Here is a 16,029-nt window from a genome sequence, read left to right as displayed (position 1 = left end):
ATTTGAAGCTTGGATTTAGGCGACCGGCCTGACCGCGCCATCCGGCGAAACTTCGCTCAGCGGCAACCACATGACACGCTGCTTGTTCACCGGTCCCGAGAACACGGCATCGGGTGCCGCAAGAAAGCCGAAACGCTCGAAATAGGGCGGATCGCCAATCAGCAGAATCCCGTCCAGCCCCAGCGCCTTGGCTTCCTCGATACATTGCTGCACCAGCAAGCCGCCCAAGCCGGTGCTGCGCTTGGTTTTACGCACCGCGATCGGACCAAGAAAGGCCCCGCGCGCCGCGCCCGAAGTCACACTCCACAGACGCACCGAGCCCAGAAGCTCTGTGCCATCATAGACGGTGAACCCCGCCAGAATGGCCGATTTTTCGCGCACGCGCTCGGCAGTCTTCGCAAATCGCCCCGGACCAAAGGCGGACATGACGAGGGCATCAACAGCCGTCGCGTCAGAAGCCTGCTCGCGTTGGATCACCACCGGAACGGCGGTCTGGGCAGATGGTACGGACGCGAGCACTGATGTCATGTGCGGCGCACTAGAACCAAGCGCCACACGAATCAATCGGCAATTGATCGCATGGCGGCGCGAAATCGCTAACCGCCACGCTATCTTGTGGGTTATCGCCCGCCTTAGAAGCTCGGCTTGCGTTTTTGCATGAAGGCCGAGAAGGCTTCGACGGCCTCGGGGCTACGCATCTGTGCCGAGAAGATTTCCCCTTCGCGCAGCATCAGCTCCCACATCGCCCCCGCATCGCGCATCAGACCCTTGGTCTGACGGATGGCATTGGGCGCACGCTCGGCCAGACGCAGTGCCAGCTCAACGGCCACCGTATCCACCACACTGGCATGAACGGCGCGGTTGGCCAGACCCCAGTCGCATGCTTGCGAGCCATCAATCGGCTCACCCAGAGCAAACAGTTCAAACGCACGCGCATGACCCAGCACACGCGGCAACAACAGGGTCGAAGCTGCTTCCGGCACCAGTGCCAGATTGATGAACGGTGCCGACAATTGCGCGTCCTTGGCCACCACAACCAGATCACAGTGCAGCAGCATGGTCAGACCCACACCGACCGCACGACCGCGCACCGCCGCCACCAGCGGCTTGTCCAGATCGGCCAGTGCCTTGAGGAAGCGGAACACGTCGCTGTCGGTCAGGCTGCCTTCGCCCTGCCCGATCTGCATAAAGTCGGCAATGTCGTTGCCCGCCGAGAAGTTCTCGCCCTTGGCCCCGATCATGACCACACGGACACTGTCATCCGTGCGTGCGCCGACCAGTGCCTCGGTCATGGCCATATACATGGCCTGGGTGATGGCGTTTTTCTTGTCCGCGCGGTCCATCACAATGTGAAGGACGCTGTCTTCTACATAGGTTTTTACAAACTCGGTCATTGTCTTCCCTCCACAGCAGACCACCATTCAACGCCATGTTCGTCGGTTTCGCGAACCGCACGACCCTGACCTTCCAGATAATTCAGATGGGCCAGCGATTCCGAAGTCGCCATACCCAAAAGCTCGGGACCGATCTGCCTTGCAAACAGGGCCCCGAACACATCAATCGACCTTGATTTCTGTTGTAGCGAGCGCATCAGGCGCTTCAAGCCGACCTCGTGGCCGCGCAGCAAGGCCTCCAGCCGCGTCGTCACGCCATAGAACGGCTCGCCATGCGACGGCAGAACCAGCAAACCTTCCGGCAAACGCGCCTTGAGATCTTCCAGCGATAACAGCCAGTCCTTCAGCGGATCGGCCAGCGGTTCGGTATCCCAGACGCCGATATTGGACGATATCTTGGGCAGTATCTGATCACCGGCGATAAAGACGTCATCGTCCTTGCGCCACAGACAGACATGCTCGGGGCTATGGCCTGCGCCAATCACCACCGTCCATTCACGCCCGCCAATCGAAAGGACCTCGCCTTCTTCAAGGCGGGTATATTGCGGAGGGATCGGCGAAATACTGCGGCTGAAACGCCCTGTATTCGCTTTCCAGCGCGCAATGGCATCATCATCCCAGCCTTGACGGCGGAAGAAGGTCTCGGCCTCCGGCGTCGGCCCTGCCGCATCCTCGGTCACATACATCCGCGCACAGACATATTCGAGACGCGACATAAGCAGCGGAGCGCCCGTCTTTTCGTACAGCCAACCCGCCGCCCCGATATGATCCGGATGCATGTGGGTGACAATCAGGCGATGGATCGGCTTGCCGCCCAGCGGCCCCGCCAGCAGCTTTTCCCATGCCGCGTGCGTGGGCGGAATGCTTAAGCCCGTATCCACAAGCACCCAGCCGTCACCATCGGCAATGGCATAGACATTGATGTGGTCCAGCGCGATCGGCAGGGCCAGACGCATCCACAAAACGCCGTCGGCGACCGTCACCGCTTCGTCCGACAACGGCAAGGCGGGCTGAGGATAGGTCAATCCTCGCTCCGTCCGCTCCAAAGAGGGGGGTGCGCCGTCCGCCAAGGTCCGTCTCCAATCAAAACTTTCAAACGGACTTGTCAGAATTTGCGTCTCGGGTCCAGTCTTGGCCGATTTCTGATCTTGACCACACCAGTGCGGAGCGCCAAGGCTCTGGCAACTTTATAAAGGCGAGGAACAACCCAGTGACCCACCGTACCAAATCGCACGCCATGTGCGTCGCCGCCGCTATGGCCCTGATGACCATCACGCCGGCATCGGCCTTTGCCTATTCGGGTCAACAGACGCCTCACCCTGAAGATCGCGTTGTCACCGACCAAAACCAGTCGGGCCGCGCGCCGCGCGGCCGCGTGTCGGGTCGCCAGAACCGCAACCAGTCACAGCCTGCTCCCGTAGCCGCCCCCACACCCGAGGAAAACCTCGCTGCGGCCCAGCAACTGTTTGCCGCCAACAGCGTCCCCTGCCAGATGACCGAAGCCAATCTGCGCGGTCAGACCCCTGACACCCGCAGCATGTACGAAGTCGTCTGCACCAACGGTTTCGGCTATCTGTCGCTGACCGGTCTGGCTGCCAGCACGGACGCGGCGGGCCAAGCCAAGGCCGCTGTAGAGCCGGTCTTCATCGAATGCATCGAAGCGCAGGTCACCTATGATCGCGCCGTGGCAGCCTCGGCCGAGGCTGCCCCGCCGCCGAAATGCGATCTGCCCGCCAACCAGAACTTCACCCAGGTCTTGGCTGCAATGTCTACCGAGGCCGGCATTGCCTGCACCGTGGACCAAGGCACCATTATTGGCCGCAAGGGCTCGACATCGGTTTATGAAATCGGCTGCGCCGGAGCTGACGGTTACCGCATCAACCGCGCTGCCGAAGGCTGGGAAGTCGCTTCGTGCCTCGAATTGGCCAATGCCAATGTGACTTGCAACTTCACCACCAAGCCGGAACAGTTGGCCACGGTAAAAACCTGGCTTGCCGCCAACGACAAAACGGCCGCTTGCGACGTCAACAATGTCCGCTTCATGGGCTCCAACCCTAACGGTGCCTTCTACGAAGCCGCCTGTAACGGTGCTGAAGGCTTCATCGTCCGTATGGACACCGCCAAGGCCATCCAGGAAGTCTACCCTTGTGCCGAGGCCGAAAAGATCGGCGACGGCTGCAAGCTGACCGCAGCGACACCGCAGGCTCCGAGCGCATAACCCCACAGGTCACTTAACGACGCAAAAGCGCCGTCGGGGACCACCCCGACGGCGTTTTCTTTTTGCCCTCTATCGGACAGGCCTCTGACGGCCTAATCTTGAACCCATGCGTATAGCCACCTGGAACGTGAACTCGGTCAATGCCCGCCTGCCGACTGTGCTGGCGTGGCTTGAATCCGCTCAACCCGATGTCGCCTGTTTTCAGGAGATCAAATGCGTCGACGAGAAATTCCCTCGCGAAGCCTTTGAAAGCCTTGGCTACAATGTCGAGACGCACGGCCAGAAGAGCTATAACGGCGTGGCCCTGCTGTCCAAATTCCCGATGTCCGACGTCGTGCGCGGCCTGCCGGGTGACGAGAGCGACGAACAGGCCCGCTATATCGAGGCCCTGATCGAAGCGCCCAAACCTGTGCGCGTGGCCTCGATCTATCTGCCGAACGGCAACCCGATCGACACCGAGAAATTCCCCTACAAGCTGAACTGGTTCCAGCGCCTGCACGACCACGCCAAGGGGCTTCTGGCCTATGAGGAGCCTCTGGCCCTGTGCGGGGACTATAACTGCATCCTGACGCCGGAAGATGCCGCCAAGCCGGACGAATGGGTCAATGACGCCCTGTTCCAGCCCCAGACCCGCGCGGCCATGAACGGTCTCAAATGGCTGGGCCTCAGCGATGCCCACGAACTGGGCAAGGAGCCCAAGGGCACCTACACCTTCTGGGACTATCAGGCAGGGGCGTGGCAGCGGAACAATGGTATCCGCATTGATTACGCCCTACTCTCTGCCCAGGCCGCCGACCGATTCCGCGGCATCGAAACCCATCGCGACGCGCGCGATATGGAAAAGCCTAGTGACCACGTTCCTGTGGTCGTGGACCTTGATCTGGAGGGATAAGCCATGGAGGAGACGTTCAGGGCCATATTACTGGTCGCCCTGATCGCCGCCTTTGCGACCACGACCTTCCTGTTCCTTTCGTGGTGGATGGAATCCGAGCGGCGACTGCGCAGAGCTATGAAATCTGCCCTTTCGGGAGGGTCGGACATGCACGCTGTCGCCCCTTCCGAAGGCAAGGCTGCCGGGCTTGATCTGGAAAACAAACAACTGGCCGTCCTGTGGGATCGCGGGTCGATCGGTCTGGTATTCGACTTCGAAGAGATCGAAGGAGCAGAGGTCATCGTCGATGGCCATGTGGTCGGACGTGTCCGTCGTCATCTGGGTCGCAAGGATCTGGAGGTTCTGGTCGAGGATGCCGAAAGCGTCATCCTGCGCCTGATGTTCCGCGACACGCACTGCCCCGAGTTCGAAGTCAGTCTTTGGCGGGCCAACTGGTCCGCGCCCCTACCCGATACCGCCCCCGCGGGGCAGATGGTGTCTGGCCCACGCCAGACAGGGTCAGCTAATGAAGGGTTACGTTTAGCCCGTCGCTGGTTGGCCCATATCCAAGCGGCCGTCACGGCATAACTGCCCTTCACGCGCCATACACGCACCGCTAGAAATAGCGGTAAAATTTCAACGACTATTATCAATGGAGCCCAAAGTGGCCCGATTGTTCGACTCTTACATCATCGCAAAATGGACCGCCGCCGAGGGTAAAAAGCTCGGGGACCAGACCTTGTGGATTGGCGTTGCCAAGCGCGATGTGCGCTTCCGCCTCTATACCGAGACCCACAATGTCGCCACGCGCGCCGAGGGCGAAGCCCTGCTGGAGCATCTGCTGACCGAACACCGCAAGCGCGGTGACCGTGTGATGCTGGGTCTGGATTTCGATTTCGGCTTCCCGGCTGGCACCGCGGCCCTGCTCAAGCTAGAAGGCCGTCCGTGGGAGGCTATGGGCAAGTTCCTGTCGGCCAATATCGTGGACAAGGCCGACAACACCAATAACCGCTATCAGGTCGCCGCCAAGATGAACCGCCTGATGACGGATCAGCCATGGCCGTTCTGGGGTGCACCCGCATCTCAGGCCCAGCGCTGGCTGACCTCGACCAAGCCGCCCGAAGATGCCGGTGTCGATATTCCTGAATTCCGCCTGACCGAAGAAGCGGGCCTCAAAAAGAAACTGCCCGCCAAGAGCGTGTGGCAGATGCACGGTGCCGGTGCCATTGGTGGCCTGACACTGGTGGGTGTGCCTATGCTGCGCCGCCTGATGGACAAACTGGGTACGTCCGCTGCCATCTGGCCATTCGGCACCGGCTGGCGTGAACTGGGCGAGGAAGATCTCGCACCGCTCTCGACCCTCGTGGTCGAGGTCCTGCCCGCCATGTTCAAGGCCACCCGTCTGGAAAACGCCGACGGTGTGAAGGAATACAAGACCCAGTCCGAAGTCCGCACGGCTGCCGAAGCCTTTGCCGTCATGGATGACGAGGGCCAACTGCAAAAAGCCTTCGCCCCTCCGGCCAAGACCTCGGCCAAGACCATCGACAAGGTCGAAAACGAAGAAGGCTGGATCCTCGGGATCGGCTAATAAAAAAAGGGGGCCAACCGGCCCCCTTTTCCATATCTGCAACCGACAGGCTTATTCGGCCCAATAGGGCGTGCGCTTGTCGAGGAAGGCCTTCACGCCCTCCTGTCCTTCCTTGGACACACGCGCCCGCGCAATGCGCTTTGCGGTGTCTTCCATGAGGCGGTTGTCGATGTCCTGACCCACAACGTCATTCACCAGACGCTTGGCATCGCCCATAGCCCCCGGCGCATTGGCGCTCAGGCTATCGACCATCATCGAGATGAACTCGTCCATATGCTCGGACGGCACCACCATGTCGATCAGACCGGCATGGGCGGCATAATCGGCATCAAAGATATTGGCCGTCAGGAACAACTGACGCGCACGACGCGCACCAATCGCCTCGATGACATAAGGCGCGATGGTTGCCGGAATGAGGCCCAGCTTCACTTCCGAGAAGGCAAAGCGGGCATCGTCCACGGCCACGGCCATGTCGCAGGCAGCCACAAGGCCCGCACCGCCGCCCATGGCTGCACCTTCGACCAGTGCCACGGTCAGGGCCGGCACTTCGTGCAGTGCCTTGAGCATCTTGGCCAGACCCATGGCGTCTTCGCGGTTCTCGCTTTCCGACCAGTCAGCCGCATCGCGCATCCAGCCCAGATCGGCACCCGCACAGAAGGTGCCGCCCGCGCCACGGATAAAGACCACGCGCACATGGTCCGCCCCGTGCAGGGTCTCGAAGGCTTCATAGAGGCCCGCAATCACCTCGGCGTTAAAGGCGTTCTTTTTCTGCGGACGGTTGATGGTGATGAACACCACGCCCGACGGCAGGCTTTCGATCAGCACCAGATCGGTATCGGCATCCGGTGCCGCCTCGGCGACCAGAGGCTGGGCGATACGATTGATCTCTGCCGCCTCGGCATCGGTGATGTCGAGGGCGTTCAGGTCGTCTTCGCTGGGCAGTTCGTTAGACGGATCGTGGGGGTCTGACATGAATCAAGTCCGTTAAATCTGGATTTGCACCCATTAGACAGGATCGCAGCGCAGGGCGCGAATGGTTTTACCATGCGTTTCCATACGCAGGTTGATGCCCGCCACCGGCGACAGTCGCCACACCTGGGTCAGGACTTTATTGCCGTCCGAAGACTCGTTTTCCATCACCACGCGCACCGTCAGATCATCAATGATCTCGATGGCCTGAAGCTTGGACGTATCCTCATAGCCTTTGACTTCGCTGGCGGTAATGCGGAAGCGCGTACCGCTCTCGTCCGCACCGCAACCGTTTTCGTTATAATCCCAGTTGCCACGGAAGGCCGCCGGAAAGACCGCTGTCGCCGGTCCACCCGCCGCCGCTTCTTCAGCCGCAGATACCGGAGCCGACGGGCTTAGGCCGGAAGTCGCAACCGCGGCCACATCGGCACCGTGGCTCTGGGCCAGTTCCGGTGCCTGCGCTGCGCTTGAATCCTCGCCCTGACCACAGGCCGATACCAGACCGGCCACGGCCATGACGGCTATTGTTCGCAAGAGACAGGTTTTCATAAATCCTCCCCACAACAAGATAAGCTTCAGATAAAAGGTCTAGGCTGACTTCGGGTTGCCGAAAACCCGCCGTGGTAAGAAAGGTTTTTACGCCTGTGACGTCAAACGGATCGCATTTCACAGCCGATACAGCCCCTGATGCGCTGGACGTCACTCTGGCGCGTATTCTGGCCGACAGTCTTGATCCAAGGGCCAGCTGGTTTGCCCTGACCGAGGGTGACCGTCTGTTTTCCGAAGGCGATCCGGCCGATACCTTTTATGTGCTGCAATCGGGGCGTCTGGGTGTCTTTACCCCGCGCGAAGGTCAGCCCGCCGAATTCATCGGCGTCGTCCACCCCGGTACCCCTGTCGGTGAAATGGCCATGTTGGCCGACACCACCCACACCGCCAATGTGGTGGCCCTGCGTGACAGCGAAATCATCGCCCTGCCCCGCGAGGCCTTTTTCGAGATTATCCGCCAATATCCCGACCTGATGGCCGATGTGGCGCGGGTTATGATCCGGCGCGCCCGCCAAAAAGGGGCCAATGACGCTCCTACGGTCTTCGGCTTTGTCTCGGCCCGCAACCAGCCCATCCGTTCGTTTGTCGAGGCTGTTCACAAGGCCGTCGAAGCACAGGGCTATCACGCCCTGATTATCGACCGCGATGCCATGACCCGCGCGGTGGACTGGTTTTCCCGCGTCGAGGACAGCCACGATTTTGTCCTCTATATCGCCGAGGCGGGCGATCCTCTTTGGGCCAATCTGTGTGCACGTCAGGTCGATCGTCTGTTCATTGTCGGCGATCCCGACAACAGCCCGCCTCCCGATCCCGCACGCCGCAATGGCGATAGCGAACTGGTCCACCAACTGACCGACCTGATCCTGCTGTCCGAAGAACCGCTCTCGCGCCGCGCCACCTGCCAGCCGTGGCTGACAGCGATGAAGCCGGGCCGCTGGTTCCACTGTGTCGAAAACCACCCTGCCGATTCCGAGCGTATCGCCCGAATCCTGACGGGGGCCTCGGTCGGTCTGGTGCTGTCGGGGGGTGGTGCGCGGGCCTATGCCCATATCGGCGTGCTCAGAACCCTCGAAGCGGCCAAGATTCCTGTCGATTTCATCGGTGGCTCTTCCATGGGCGCATTGATCGGTGCCGGTCCCGCCCTTGGCTGGTCACAGGCGCAGATGGAACAACGGATCAAGGACGTATTTGTCCATAGCGACCCGCTGTCCGACATCGCCCTGCCGCTGATTGCCCTGACACGGGCGGGGAAGCTGTCGCGGCTTTTGAACTCGACCTTTGGCGACGTCATGATCGAGGACATGGCCCTGCCCTTCTTTGCCGTGTCGGCCAATCTGACGACGGGACAGGTCGAAGTGCACCGTGAAGGGCTTCTCAGGCACGCCCTGAGGGCAACAGTGGCCATTCCGGGGGTCATCCCGCCCTTTGTACATAATGGGCAGGTGCTGGTGGACGGCGCGGTTCTGAGGAACTTCCCCAGCGATGTCATGCGCCGTTATAATCGCGGCCCTATGATCGGCAGCGATGTTTCGCAAACACGCGGCGTAAATGCCGAGCAACTGGAAAACCCGCCCTCCTGGTGGCGCTGGATCATGTCCGGCGCATGGAAACAGGGGCCGCCCATCGTTTCCATCCTGATGCGCGCCGCAACCTTGTCCACCAGTGCCGAACTGGCCGAGGCACGGGCCGAAACCGATGTCCTGATCATGCCACGACCGGAAGGCATCGATATCCGCGAATGGAAAGCCTTCGAGGCGGGGGTACAGGCGGGCCAGCGCGCCGCCGAGGAAGCGCTGGAAAAACTGGAAATGCCGGTGGCCGATCTACGCCGCCCCGCTCCCAAGCCTTTCACGCCTCCGGCGGAAGTCTCGACAGGGCTCGCAGCACCGACGCCGATCCGCTCGGCACTGGCGCGCCTGTTGCCACAACGCAAACCCCAGCAGGCTGTAGAAGAATAGGTGCTAAACGCAAAAGGACCGGATGTGGCAAGCCAGCATCCGGTCCCTTGATTCGCGTCACCGCCCTGAAGCGGTGGAATGGTACAGCCTCTCAGGTTTGAACTGAGGACCTCCGGCTCCACAAACCGGCGCTCTAACCAACTGAGCTAAGGCTGCACATCGCTGCGAGGCGGTTTCTCTAGCGAGCCTCAGCGTTTGATTCAAGAGAACTTTTCATCAAACGCATCTATTTCTTTGTTATCACTGAAAATCAGTAGCCCCGCTCGGTAATATAGGCCTGCAAAGCTGCAATACGGGTCTGGTCCGACGGGTGGGTCGAAGCGAACTCCGGACGGCCCGCCCGATTCTGTGCCGCAGCCATCAATTGCCACAGAGCGATAGATTCGCTGGCCCGATAGCCACCGCGCACCATGTAGTCCACGCCCAGACGGTCCGCTTCCAGCTCGTGCTTGCGCGAGAAGGGCAGCAGGATGCCCAACTGCGCCCCGATGCCACCAAGCCCACCCACGGCCTGCGCATAGTCGCCTGCCCCGCTCTGGAGCGCTCCCAGAGCCAGTTGCGTCAGGCTGCTGGTGCTGCTGCGCTCTGCGGCATGGCGACCGACCACATGGGCGATCTCGTGCCCGATAACCGTAGCCAGTTGGTCGTCATTACGCACCAAACGCAGCAGGCCGGTCGTTACGCCCATATGCCCCGATGGCAGCACGAAAGCATTTGGCGTCGCGTCGTCGAACACCGCATAGGTCCAGTTGCGATTCTGTAGCCCCGCCGCTTGCACCAAACGGTCGCCGACACGGCGCACACGGTCGTTCATGGCGCGATCATTGGAAACCTTCTGGGTTTGCAGCGTCTGGTTCCATGCCGCTTGCGATGCCTGAATGAGCGCACTGTCATCCATAATCACAAGCTGGTTGCGCCCCAGAGTCTCGTTATAGGCGCAGCCGGCCAGTACCATTGCCCCCGCCACAGCCGACAAGGCCACCCGTCGACGACGCCCGTGGGCAGGCTGCTTTTGTACCGGTGTCGGCATCGAAACATGCGTCATCTGTGTAACTCCTGCACAGGCTGTTCGGACGGATGTTATTCCAACGCCCTGATCGCTCCTAGGTGCCCGAACCCCATTCGCCAAAAAAGAAAAAGCGCCCCGGGCGAACCCGGAGCGCTCTAACTTTTTCAGTCTCGTTCGATCTCGACTTAGTCGAGGTTGAACGGAACCCGCACAGTGAACTTGGCGTTCTGTGCAGCACCATCGATGGTACGCGGCGAAAGTTGGCCACGTTGTACGATGCGGACTGCGGCAGCACCAAAGCCCATGCCCGACGGCTCTTCGGCGATCGGACGGCAGTTTTCCGGACGACCCGAAGCACCAACCGTACATTCAACCGTTGCCGAACCACCCACACCACGGTCCAAAGCCCGCTGCGGGAAATCACGCTCGGTCGGACGCGGCATGCGTGCCCATTGAACGTTCGTGATAACCGACTGCTTCGGCGGAGCCGGAGGTGCCGGCGGCGGCGGCGGCGATGGGGTGATTACCGGAGGACCTTCGTATTCACGACGTTCATCTTTCTTCACCGGCTCGACGTTGATCGTCACAGGCGGAGCCATGTCCGTAATTACCGGCTCACGAACCTGAAGCTTCGGCGGCGGCGGCTGATCCGTCGGCGGCGGCGGAGGCGGAGGTGGCGGAGGCGGCGGTGCCGCGATCTCGATCAACTCCACATCGACAGCTTCATCGACGTAATCAAACGGCTGGATCTCGAACTTCGCCTTGTACAGGTACAGACCTGCCAGGGCGTGAACGATCACCGACGCCGCAATACCGACAACGGCACCCGTCGAAAGTTTTTTCTTCTTTCGCGGTGCGTCAATCAGGGGGTTTCTATGCTGAGTAGGTTCAGCTGTCATAGTTAAACCTAGCCCCCTTACTGTTCGTTGCCGACAAGCGCGACACTGTAGAAACCATTATCCTGCAGCGCGTTCATGACCTGCATGAAGTTGCCATAGCGGGTTTGCTGGTCACCACGGATGAAAATCCGCTCATCTTCAGGCGAACGGTTGCCGATCTGGCCCTTAAGGTCTTCACCCAGGGTCGCCACCGACGTTTTGAAGTCACCGACATACACATCGCCATCGTCCTGAATGGAGATGAAGATGGGCTTAGGCGGATTCGGAGCCGGCGGTGCGACGGCACGAGGAAGTTCCACCGGCACCGACACAGTGGCGAGCGGAGCCGCCACCATGAAGATGATCAGGAGAACAAGCATAATATCCACGAATGGCGTGATATTAATTTCGCTGTTCGCCTGGACGGTGTACTTGCCGCCGCCGGAACCGGAAAGTTTGGCGGCCATCCGTCTTATGCTCCCTTGTCGAGCTGACGCGAGACCGTGTTCAGCAGTTCAGCTTGGAAGCCGTCGGCACGGGTGCCGTAAGCAGCAATCTTGGTGCTGAAGAAGTTGTAGAAGATAACGGCCGGGATAGCGGCAAACAGGCCGATACCGGTAGCCAGCAGAGCTTCAGCGATACCCGGAGCAACAACGGCCAGGTTGGTCGTGTTGGATTCGGCGATACCGATGAACGAGTTCATGATGCCGTAAACGGTACCGAACAGACCGATGAACGGACCCGACGAACCGACCGAAGCCAGGAACTGTTGGCCACCCGACAGACGACCAGCGATGGTCGACTGAACAGCAGCAACTGCAGTTTCGATACGACCGACGGTCGAACCGCGGTGAGCACCTGCTACGTCAAGGCCAGCTTGACGCGAGACTTCCAGTTCTTCGGTAGCTGCAGCAGCCATGTCGGCCAGCGGGTTACCGTCGAACTCTTCCGAAGTAGCAACGCGACGGATGTCAGCGATGGTACGGGCGCCGCGGAAGGCGTCCAGGAAGTTGTTGGTGGCTTTCTTCAGCGAACCGAATTCAACCAGTTTGATCAGCAGCAGAGTCCAGGTCACGATCGACGCCAGGACCAGGCCCAGCATCACAACCTTAACGACCGGGTGAGCGATCAGGAACATGCCGATCGGGGTCAGCTTGCCGTGGCCACCGCCAACGGATTCGTTCAGCGATGCCGGTTCTTCGGCGGTCGCAGCAGCGTCGGCAGCCGGGGCTTCAGTCGAAGCCGGGGCAGCTGCATCAGCGGCGGGTGCGGCTGCGGCGGCCGGAGCGGCCGGAGCGGCGTCCTGCGCCAGAGCCGGCGAAGCAGCCATAAGGACGGCAGCGCCGGCCATGGCCAGGAGGATATTCGTCTTCTTGCTATCGAGCATGTTTCGCCAGTTCCTGCTTTGGTCTGACTCGTGGAACCCAAGAGACGCCCGCGTCAGTCGAACGCCTCTCAAATGAAATCTTATACCACCGCCGGATTTCTCCCCCGCCGGTCGTCGCCGTACCCCAAACTTACGCCTAAGCGCCAAAGACCGGGACAGCAGGATGAACCATAACTCACCCCCCTATCCCTGCAAGACCGGAATGCAGTTAAAGACCCTTTGACGAACGGCTCACGGAGCGTCAAGGCCGGAAAATAGCTTTTACCTGTTTGAAGAGGGGCAGAAGTGCGTCAACGCAATAAAATTGCCGTTACAGCCATAACGCCGCAAGATCATCGGTAGCTAGGCGCTTAAATCGCGCACAAATTTCCGGCTTAAATTGTGTCCATTTCACGGCAAACATTCGTGAACACGAAAAACCCCAAGCGTCCCGCTTGGGGTAATGTTGTTATCTTAACATTTTAGGAAGATGGTGCCCGGAGGCGGGTTCGAACCACCGACACGTGGATTTTCAATCCACTGCTCTACCAGCTGAGCTATCCGGGCATCTTCTCTTCGCTGCGGGCGTCTGCGCCGCGGCGAGGTGTGTGTCTATAGGGGCAGTGTTTCGGCCTGTCTAGAGGCTAATTCACTCAATTCCACGATCTTTTTCATCATATTCAACTTCCTCGGCCGGGATAGCATAGCTACCCGAAAACCAGCGTTGCAGATCAACATCTGCACAGCGGCGCGAGCAAAAAGGTTTGTACTGGGCCTCGGCCTCGTTACGGCGGCAAATCGGGCATTTCGCCATGATTTCTATCCCTGTTTGATAATGAACTGGCCGGACGGACCATCCGCAGACAGCCGCGCCCTGGGGCCAAGAGCTGCAACCAGTGGCGCGAGCCTTTTTCCTGATTCAGGCCCACACACCAGTTCGTAAACGGGTGTGGCCCGATCGCTTAGCATTGCGTGGTGCAAGCGGCGGACGGAATCAAGCATCGCCATATCCTTATGGCCGAACCGCTCGTCCAGCGGCGTATATGTCCACGGCACAGAGAGTTGCAGCAGGCCAAAACGGCTGAGCGGACCGACGACGACGCCTTCCCATCCTGAAAACACGCCCTTGGCCAGATTCAGAATGTAGTCGTTCTGGAAAGCGACGCCCGCCAGATCAATCGCGATGATTCCGCCCCAGTGCTTCAATCGCAACTGGCGCGCCACCTCGTTCAAACCAAAGCGATTCACCGCTTCGCGGCCCTTGCGCGAATCCCTGCCCGGCAGCGGGGCATAGTCGATATCGGCGGCAATCAGCGCCCGTGTGCGCTGGATTGCCAGATCCAGACCGACATCGGATCGTGTAATCGTCGTGTTGCGGGCCTCTTCTTCGGCATGAAGCGACATTTCCAGAGCCTTTAGCCCCGTAATGATCTCTTCGCTTCCGGCCAGTCCGCGCAGAATCTCCACGACACCCGGTCCCGCTGTAATGATTCGGACATCCCCCTGCCCTTCCCCCAAATATTTGAGGGCCGGACCTTTTGATTCCCGAATCTCTGCAGTGACCTGAACGCGAACCTTCTGGCCTTCACTGAGGTGAACCGCCTTGGGTAGCGACATAAAGCCAAACGGCTCGCCCGCCCCTGTATCAATGAAGGCAGCCCGAAGGCCCGGCTCGACCCGGGCCACACGGCCAATCAACTGGGTCCCGAGACGGTTTTCGGCGCGGTCGCTATCGCGCTCTATATATAGAGAGTGGATGTCGCCATTTTGCGTGACGACAGCGCGGGTTTCGCCGGGCATCTCGTCGAGATAGAATTCCAGCGCCGCCATTGCGATTACGCCGCCGGACGCCAGCCCGTGCCATAAAGCAGGTTGCTGGTCTCGAACAGCGGCAGGCCCATCACGGCAGGATGGCTGCCGACAATGCGCTGGACAAAGGCCGCAGCCCGTCCCTGAATTCCGTATCCGCCCGCCTTGCCGCGCCATTCGCCCGTAGCGACATAGGCGTCAATCTCGGCATCGGACAGATGTTTGAACGTCACGCGGGTATCCACCACACGCCATGTGGTGCGCCCTTCGGCGACAACGGCGATTCCGGTGAAGACACGGTGGTTGCGTCCCGACAAAAGCTTGAGGAAGCGGCGGGCTTCGGCTTCGTCAGCGGGTTTTTCCAACAGACGACGACCAACGGCCACAACCGTATCGGCCGCCAGCACCACATCTTCAGGGTGCCGTTCCGCCACAACAGCCGCCTTGGAACTGGCCAAACGCTGGGCCAGCCGCGCAGGCATTTCGGCCTCCAGCGGTGTTTCGTCGATATCGGCGGGATCAATCTGATCGGGAGTGATCCCGATCTGTGCCAGGAGTTCCACCCGGCGCGGGCTCGAGGAGGCCAAAATCAGCCTCCGAGCCGGTGCGTCAGTACGCGACAAGCCGCGTCCTTACTTAAAGCGATAGGTGATGCGACCCTTGGTCAGGTCGTACGGGGTCATTTCGACGAGAACCTTGTCACCAGCCAGCACGCGGATGCGGTTTTTGCGCATCTTGCCTGCAGTATGGGCAATGATCTCGTGATCGTTTTCCAGCGTCACGCGGAATGTCGCGTTCGGCAGCAGTTCGCTGACCACGCCGGGGAACTCAAGTAGTTCTTCCTTAGCCATGCGGCCTCTCTCGCCCGTTGAAACAGCAATAAGCTCGCGCGGGCTGGACGCGAGCCACTCATAGGAGGGCGCTCTAATGCACCAAAAACTGTGATTAGTCGAGTTCAGCCGCGACGATATAAGGCGCAAACCAGCGTGAACAGGCGTCGGGACGTCTCCTTGTCCAGCTCAACCTTGCCTTCAAGGCGGTTTTTCAGCAGTTCCGCGCCCTCGTTATGCAGTCCGCGACGGCCCATATCCACCGACTCGATCTGGCTGGGCGAAGAGCCTTTCAGCGCCTCGTAATAGCTTTCGCAGATCAGGCCGTAGTCACGAATGACCGTCTTGAGCGGCGTGAGAGACATGGCATGGGTGCGCGTGTAATCTTGACCGGAAATCTCGAACACCAGACGGTTGTCCTGCGAAGAGAGCCGCAGTTCGTATGGGCCGCCCTGCCCGCCTTCCGGCTGGAACACATTATCTTCGACAAGGTCAAAGATCGCCACGCGGCGCTCATGCTCGATCTCTGCGGTCGGCGCAGGCAGGCTGCCATTATCGATATCGATTCTGGTCAGATCCACAGTCATCCC

The 16,029-nt window shown here is 60.2% G+C and carries 19 protein-coding genes and 2 tRNA genes; 5 read left to right on the top strand and 16 right to left on the bottom strand.

Annotated features, from left to right (window positions below):
- Nucleotides 1-15: 15 nt before the first annotated feature.
- The 3 genes from FHS64_RS06630 to FHS64_RS06620 all read right to left on the bottom strand — a co-directional run bounded on the left by FHS64_RS06630 (nt 16) and on the right by FHS64_RS06620 (nt 2,419).
- On the bottom strand, nt 16-528 hold the full coding sequence (locus tag FHS64_RS06630) for a GNAT family N-acetyltransferase (protein ID WP_167177025.1): 513 nt from the start codon (nt 526-528) through the stop codon (nt 16-18).
- Between the two features lie 104 nt (nt 529-632).
- On the bottom strand, nt 633-1,394 hold the full coding sequence (locus FHS64_RS06625; protein WP_167177023.1) for an enoyl-CoA hydratase: 762 nt from the start codon (nt 1,392-1,394) through the stop codon (nt 633-635).
- Entirely contained in the window at nt 1,391-2,419 is a 1,029-nt protein-coding gene (locus tag FHS64_RS06620) for an MBL fold metallo-hydrolase (protein WP_243862839.1), read from the bottom strand. Before FHS64_RS06620 ends, FHS64_RS06625 begins: the two co-directional genes overlap by 4 nt.
- Before the next feature lie 185 nt (nt 2,420-2,604).
- Between FHS64_RS06620 and FHS64_RS06615 the strand changes: the two genes are divergently transcribed.
- The 4 genes from FHS64_RS06615 to FHS64_RS06600 all read left to right on the top strand — a co-directional run bounded on the left by FHS64_RS06615 (nt 2,605) and on the right by FHS64_RS06600 (nt 6,071).
- Nucleotides 2,605-3,612 (top strand): hypothetical protein, encoded by a 1,008-nt coding sequence (locus FHS64_RS06615; RefSeq protein WP_167177021.1) that lies wholly within the window; start codon nt 2,605-2,607, stop codon nt 3,610-3,612.
- A 106-nt stretch (nt 3,613-3,718) separates the two neighbouring features.
- Nucleotides 3,719-4,504, top strand: a complete 786-nt coding sequence (xth, locus tag FHS64_RS06610; protein ID WP_167177019.1) for an exodeoxyribonuclease III — start codon at nt 3,719-3,721, stop codon at nt 4,502-4,504.
- A 3-nt stretch (nt 4,505-4,507) separates the two neighbouring features.
- Nucleotides 4,508-5,071: a hypothetical protein gene (locus tag FHS64_RS06605; protein WP_167177017.1), complete on the top strand. Its 564-nt coding sequence runs from the start codon at nt 4,508-4,510 to the stop codon at nt 5,069-5,071.
- Nucleotides 5,072-5,147: 76 nt separating this feature from the next.
- Nucleotides 5,148-6,071 carry a cobalamin biosynthesis protein CbiG gene (locus FHS64_RS06600; RefSeq protein WP_167177015.1) on the top strand — a complete coding sequence of 308 codons (924 nt, stop codon included), beginning with the start codon at nt 5,148-5,150 and terminating at the stop codon, nt 6,069-6,071.
- Nucleotides 6,072-6,122: 51 nt separating this feature from the next.
- On the opposite strand, the gene FHS64_RS06595 is transcribed toward FHS64_RS06600, so the two are convergent.
- Together FHS64_RS06595 and FHS64_RS06590 are read right to left on the bottom strand one after the other, a co-directional pair.
- Complete coding sequence (locus tag FHS64_RS06595) at nt 6,123-7,043, bottom strand: enoyl-CoA hydratase-related protein (protein WP_167177013.1); 921 nt, start codon at nt 7,041-7,043, stop codon at nt 6,123-6,125.
- 33 nt (nt 7,044-7,076) lie between these two features.
- On the bottom strand, nt 7,077-7,589 hold the full coding sequence (locus FHS64_RS06590) for a hypothetical protein (protein WP_167177011.1): 513 nt from the start codon (nt 7,587-7,589) through the stop codon (nt 7,077-7,079).
- A 95-nt stretch (nt 7,590-7,684) separates the two neighbouring features.
- Here FHS64_RS06590 and FHS64_RS06585 point away from each other — a divergent pair, with 95 nt between their 5' ends.
- Nucleotides 7,685-9,547, top strand: a complete 1,863-nt coding sequence (locus tag FHS64_RS06585; RefSeq protein ID WP_167177009.1) for a patatin-like phospholipase family protein — start codon at nt 7,685-7,687, stop codon at nt 9,545-9,547.
- 79 nt (nt 9,548-9,626) lie between these two features.
- Here the strand turns inward: FHS64_RS06585 and FHS64_RS06580 are convergent.
- The 11 genes from FHS64_RS06580 to FHS64_RS06530 all read right to left on the bottom strand — a co-directional run bounded on the left by FHS64_RS06580 (nt 9,627) and on the right by FHS64_RS06530 (nt 16,026).
- Nucleotides 9,627-9,703: transfer RNA gene (locus tag FHS64_RS06580), tRNA-His, on the bottom strand.
- Nucleotides 9,704-9,797: 94 nt separating this feature from the next.
- On the bottom strand, nt 9,798-10,502 hold the full coding sequence (locus FHS64_RS06575) for a M48 family metallopeptidase (RefSeq protein ID WP_424945238.1): 705 nt from the start codon (nt 10,500-10,502) through the stop codon (nt 9,798-9,800).
- A gap of 239 nt (nt 10,503-10,741) precedes the next feature.
- Nucleotides 10,742-11,455, bottom strand: coding sequence for an energy transducer TonB (locus FHS64_RS06570; protein WP_167177007.1), 714 nt, complete (start codon nt 11,453-11,455; stop codon nt 10,742-10,744).
- A 17-nt stretch (nt 11,456-11,472) separates the two neighbouring features.
- Nucleotides 11,473-11,901, bottom strand: coding sequence for an ExbD/TolR family protein (locus FHS64_RS06565; protein ID WP_167177005.1), 429 nt, complete (start codon nt 11,899-11,901; stop codon nt 11,473-11,475).
- A 5-nt stretch (nt 11,902-11,906) separates the two neighbouring features.
- Nucleotides 11,907-12,821, bottom strand: a complete 915-nt coding sequence (locus FHS64_RS06560) for a MotA/TolQ/ExbB proton channel family protein (RefSeq protein ID WP_167177003.1) — start codon at nt 12,819-12,821, stop codon at nt 11,907-11,909.
- A gap of 470 nt (nt 12,822-13,291) precedes the next feature.
- Nucleotides 13,292-13,367 (bottom strand) — tRNA-Phe (locus tag FHS64_RS06555).
- Between the two features lie 82 nt (nt 13,368-13,449).
- Nucleotides 13,450-13,617: a DNA gyrase inhibitor YacG gene (locus tag FHS64_RS06550; RefSeq protein WP_341771122.1), complete on the bottom strand. Its 168-nt coding sequence runs from the start codon at nt 13,615-13,617 to the stop codon at nt 13,450-13,452.
- A 2-nt stretch (nt 13,618-13,619) separates the two neighbouring features.
- A complete protein-coding gene (locus FHS64_RS06545) occupies nt 13,620-14,630 on the bottom strand; it encodes a ribonuclease E/G (protein ID WP_167176999.1) in 1,011 nt (336 codons plus the stop codon).
- Between the two features lie 5 nt (nt 14,631-14,635).
- The gene (locus FHS64_RS06540) at nt 14,636-15,232 is read right to left on the bottom strand and encodes a Maf family protein (protein WP_167176997.1); all 597 of its coding nucleotides are present in this window, start codon (nt 15,230-15,232) and stop codon (nt 14,636-14,638) included.
- A 9-nt stretch (nt 15,233-15,241) separates the two neighbouring features.
- Nucleotides 15,242-15,460, bottom strand: a complete 219-nt coding sequence (gene infA / locus FHS64_RS06535; protein WP_003164348.1) for a translation initiation factor IF-1 — start codon at nt 15,458-15,460, stop codon at nt 15,242-15,244.
- Nucleotides 15,461-15,564: 104 nt separating this feature from the next.
- Entirely contained in the window at nt 15,565-16,026 is a 462-nt protein-coding gene (locus tag FHS64_RS06530; RefSeq protein WP_167176995.1) for a UPF0262 family protein, read from the bottom strand.
- Nucleotides 16,027-16,029: the final 3 nt, after the last annotated feature.

The sequence above is a fragment of the Brevundimonas terrae genome (genome assembly GCF_011761985.1).
In the GTDB taxonomy this organism is placed as follows: Bacteria; Pseudomonadota; Alphaproteobacteria; order Caulobacterales; family Caulobacteraceae; genus Brevundimonas; species Brevundimonas terrae.
Note: the sequence above shows the minus strand (reverse complement) of the source record. Positions and strands in the feature narration are given on the sequence as shown.

Excerpts from the sequence above, each read along its gene's own strand:
- FHS64_RS06630 (WP_167177025.1), bottom strand. The coding sequence starts at position 528 with ATGACATCAGTGCTCGCGTCCGTACCATCTGCCCAGACCGCCGTTCCG.
- FHS64_RS06625 (WP_167177023.1), bottom strand. The coding sequence starts at position 1,394 with ATGACCGAGTTTGTAAAAACCTATGTAGAAGACAGCGTCCTTCACATT.
- xth (WP_167177019.1), top strand. The coding sequence starts at position 3,719 with ATGCGTATAGCCACCTGGAACGTGAACTCGGTCAATGCCCGCCTGCCG.
- FHS64_RS06605 (WP_167177017.1), top strand. The coding sequence starts at position 4,508 with ATGGAGGAGACGTTCAGGGCCATATTACTGGTCGCCCTGATCGCCGCC.
- FHS64_RS06595 (WP_167177013.1), bottom strand. The coding sequence starts at position 7,043 with ATGTCAGACCCCCACGATCCGTCTAACGAACTGCCCAGCGAAGACGAC.
- FHS64_RS06590 (WP_167177011.1), bottom strand. The coding sequence starts at position 7,589 with ATGAAAACCTGTCTCTTGCGAACAATAGCCGTCATGGCCGTGGCCGGT.
- FHS64_RS06575 (WP_424945238.1), bottom strand. The coding sequence starts at position 10,502 with ATGGTACTGGCCGGCTGCGCCTATAACGAGACTCTGGGGCGCAACCAG.
- FHS64_RS06570 (WP_167177007.1), bottom strand. The coding sequence starts at position 11,455 with ATGACAGCTGAACCTACTCAGCATAGAAACCCCCTGATTGACGCACCG.
- FHS64_RS06565 (WP_167177005.1), bottom strand. The coding sequence starts at position 11,901 with ATGGCCGCCAAACTTTCCGGTTCCGGCGGCGGCAAGTACACCGTCCAG.
- FHS64_RS06560 (WP_167177003.1), bottom strand. The coding sequence starts at position 12,821 with ATGCTCGATAGCAAGAAGACGAATATCCTCCTGGCCATGGCCGGCGCT.
- FHS64_RS06545 (WP_167176999.1), bottom strand. The coding sequence starts at position 14,630 with ATGGCGGCGCTGGAATTCTATCTCGACGAGATGCCCGGCGAAACCCGC.
- infA (WP_003164348.1), bottom strand. The coding sequence starts at position 15,460 with ATGGCTAAGGAAGAACTACTTGAGTTCCCCGGCGTGGTCAGCGAACTG.
- FHS64_RS06530 (WP_167176995.1), bottom strand. The coding sequence starts at position 16,026 with ATGACTGTGGATCTGACCAGAATCGATATCGATAATGGCAGCCTGCCT.